Raw genomic sequence first — 3115 nt, forward strand, 5'->3', positions numbered from 1 at the left:
TCCTGGCTGTCGCCGCTGCTCTTGATCGTGCCGCCCAGACCGGCCGGAACGATCCCGCCGAGGCCGACCTCATCCCCCTCAGCAGCCACGAACTTATCCGCCTGCTACGGGCCTTGGGCCTTGATCCTTCCGCGACCCCGACGAGACCGCGACCACCTGCTGTGGTGGTCTACCTGGCGCCGCCGCCATCAACACCGCGCCCGCCTGTGCCACCGCCGTTGGCACGCGTACGCCGGCACCACACCATGATCAGAAAGCTCAACAGCAGCTATCTACAGCTGCCGTAGTAGTCCGACCAATTCGAGTTGGCCCACCGCCGCAGGCGAACACCTGCGTTCGCGTGGCCTGCAGCGACACGGACAACGGTCAGGGCGACAACTGGCGACCGAGTGACAGTGGTTGCACCATGATCAGATCATCACGTCCTACATCGATAAAAACCTTGGAGTGTCCGTGGCCTTACGCATAGGGATTACCGCTGAGCCGATACCCTCGCATGTATCCGCGCTGGACTACGTCATCCGCCCGGCCCTTGAGCAGGGCCACCATGTCACGCTCCACGCCCCCGTCGTGTTCCGCCGAGAAGCCCGGCGGCGCGGGGTGGAGTTGCACGGCGCCGGAACGAACTGGGCCTGCGATCCCCTCGTTCAGCGGACGGCGAGCGAGATCTGGACGGGCTTGGGAAACGCACCCTTCAACCGGTACGTCTTCGGTCACCTCTGGCCGAAGCAAGCCGAGGCGAAGGCCCGTGACCTGCTCACCGCGTGGACACGGGCACGGCCCGATCTGGTGATCGCCGAGTGCAGCGACCTCGGTGCGCACCTCGCGGCCAAGGTCTTGGGGCTGCCCCTGCTCGCGGCGGACAACGGCCTCGGACCGGTGCTCCTCGACCTCTGGGACACCGACATCGCGCCGGCGCTGCTTCCCCTCTACAAACAGTACGAGCAGGACACGCCCGTGCTTCCTCCGATGGTCACCCCGGCGCCGGTGGCGTGGTTCTACCCGGCTCCCCCATCCTCGGCACGCGCGGTCCGACGCACCGTCGCGGAATTCCGAACCGCTCTGCCCGGGTGGCTGGACCGCTCCCCCTCCTCCCGTCCGCTCGTCTACGTGAGCCTCGGGACCTTGACCACCGCGATGACCGATCTGCGTACCGTCGTGGGGAGCGCGTACCGGGAGATCATGGCCGCGCTCTCCGCCATCGACTGCGACGCGATCGTGTCCGCGGGCAACCTCGCGGAGCATCTGCGGAGCACCGGCCCACGCATCAAGCTCGTCGAGCACGTCCCGCAACCCGCGCTCCTGCGCCACGCCGACCTGTTCGTGACGCACGGCGGCCGGGCATCCCTGCTCGACGCGGTGCAGGGAGCAACTCCCGTCCTGGCCATGGGTGTTCTCGCCGACCAGCCCGACAACGCAGCCGCGTTCGCCCGGCGCGGCCTCGGGCGCGCGCTGGACCTCACGGCGACGCGCCTCCAGATCGCCGACGCCATCACGGACGTCCTCGGCTCTCCGCAGTACGCCGCCGCCATGCGCACCGCCGACACCGAGCTGTCCCAATTACCACCACTCGACCTCATGGAACAATGGAAAGGTTGTGACCTGGTCTGACTGACGACTTTGGGTTCCGGTTGAAATCGTCAGCCGTACCTGTGAATCCCGGGCGCGGTGTGGGTGTCCCACCAACTTCCGACGGGATCATGCACCAGGTGCGGACCGGCGTTCAGCGGCGTGACCTGCCTGAGCGGGGCGTTGATCACCTACCGGTGGTGCCGCCACCGGCCACAACGCCTCGTGCTCAGCGGCAGGAACGGCCGCAGCCGTTCCCACTCGGCATCGGTCGGATCGCCCCGCCCCATGTCCACATCAACGACCCGGACGCGGAGTAGTCACATGACCGACGGGACAAGTCCCAGCGGACGGTCTCACGTGACCAGTAATCCGGCCTTCCACCGTGGGCAGTTCGCTGGCGCCCCGACTTAGCTTGGCGTTTAAGAGCGTGGTGGTGAACCGTGCTGTAGCTCGATGATCTGCGGTTTTCGGGTGGCTGTGGTGTGGGGGCGGTCGGCCTGGGGCAGCCAGCGGGTGGTTGTTTCTGGCTCGGAGGTGTGCGGTGCCGTCGATGATCGCGTTGCTGGAGTTCCGTGAGGCCCGGGCTCGGGAAGAGCTCGAGTCCTGGCTGGAGGTGGTCAAGGAGGCCGAGGAACAGGCTGCTGCCGCCCGGCAGCGCCTTGAACACGCGCGTATCGCCTGTGGCGAGGTGCTGCGCGCGCTCGCGGAGGAGGCCGAGTCCGTCGCCGGGCACGCCCAGGCCGGCCAGGAGACCGCGGCAGTGTCGGACACGGGTGATGACGCCTCGCCGGCTGCGCTTGTTGCGGAGGACATGGCCGCTGCGGCGGCGCCGGCGCCCGCCTTGCGCCCGGGCTATGACCCGCGGCCGCCGGTCTGGCAGCCCGGGATGGACGATCAGTACCTGTCCGGGACCTACCGGCAGGTGTTCTCGGCCATCGTCATGGCTGCAGGGCCGGTGTCCGCGCAGGAGCTGACGCGCGCGCTGGGCCGGGACGCATCGCGACTGAACGAGGTGGAGAAGGTGCGCCACCGTGCCTACGCGCTTCAAGCACGGGGCTGGCTGGTGCGCGAGCGCGGGGTGTTCACGCCGGCCGCGGGTCCAGCCGGTGCGGCCGGTACGCCAGGCCGGCACCGGCATCGACGCACGGACCTGAGCCCACTCCGCGTCGGTCATGTCGGTCGGATAGTACGCAGGACGGGCACCCTCACCAATCGCCCCGAACTGGTGGACGTAGCAGTCACACGCCAGGGTGGCCGAAGTGGTACCGACCGGCTCGGAGATGGTGGACTGGGACAGCAACGGGGCTCCATGGCGGAGAGTTGGTCGACAACCTCGTCTCTGCCAAGAGGCCCGTTCTTCTACACACGCCGACCGGCCAGCAAGATCGTTCGAGGCATCCCCCCGCCAGCCCCACCCACCGAACACAGTCCGGTTCACCACCACGCTCTTAGCTTGGTGTTTAACCTCGGGTGTCACCCGACCTGCTGATCTGCGGTTCTTCCCGGGACAGCCGAGGCGGCCGTTCTCCACGCTTCGAGATGT

2 protein-coding genes and 2 pseudogenes are annotated in these 3115 nt (G+C 68.0%); 3 read left to right on the forward strand and 1 reads right to left on the reverse strand.

Going from position 1 to position 3115, the window contains the following annotated elements; all coding sequences use genetic code 11:
• Together AB0L95_RS41965 and AB0L95_RS41970 are read left to right on the forward strand one after the other, a co-directional pair.
• Positions 1-287, forward strand: a pseudogene (locus AB0L95_RS41965) (hypothetical protein); the annotation flags it as partial.
• 166 nt (positions 288-453) lie between these two features.
• Positions 454-1611, forward strand: a complete 1158-nt coding sequence (locus tag AB0L95_RS41970; protein WP_365171915.1) for a glycosyltransferase — start codon at positions 454-456, stop codon at positions 1609-1611.
• Between the two features lie 152 nt (positions 1612-1763).
• Here the strand turns inward: AB0L95_RS41970 and AB0L95_RS41975 are convergent.
• Positions 1764-1859 (reverse strand): annotated as a pseudogene (locus tag AB0L95_RS41975) (IS5/IS1182 family transposase); the annotation flags it as partial.
• Between the two features lie 263 nt (positions 1860-2122).
• Between AB0L95_RS41975 and AB0L95_RS41980 the strand changes: the two are divergent.
• On the forward strand, positions 2123-3061 hold the full coding sequence (locus AB0L95_RS41980) for a hypothetical protein (protein ID WP_365171917.1): 939 nt from the start codon (positions 2123-2125) through the stop codon (positions 3059-3061).
• The last annotated feature ends 54 nt before the right edge of the window (positions 3062-3115 follow it).

Source organism: Streptomyces sp. NPDC052036 (assembly GCF_040680495.1).
Taxonomy (GTDB): Bacteria; Actinomycetota; Actinomycetes; order Streptomycetales; family Streptomycetaceae; genus Streptomyces.

Excerpts from the sequence above, each read along its gene's own strand:
- AB0L95_RS41980 (WP_365171917.1), top strand. The coding sequence starts at position 2,123 with ATGATCGCGTTGCTGGAGTTCCGTGAGGCCCGGGCTCGGGAAGAGCTC.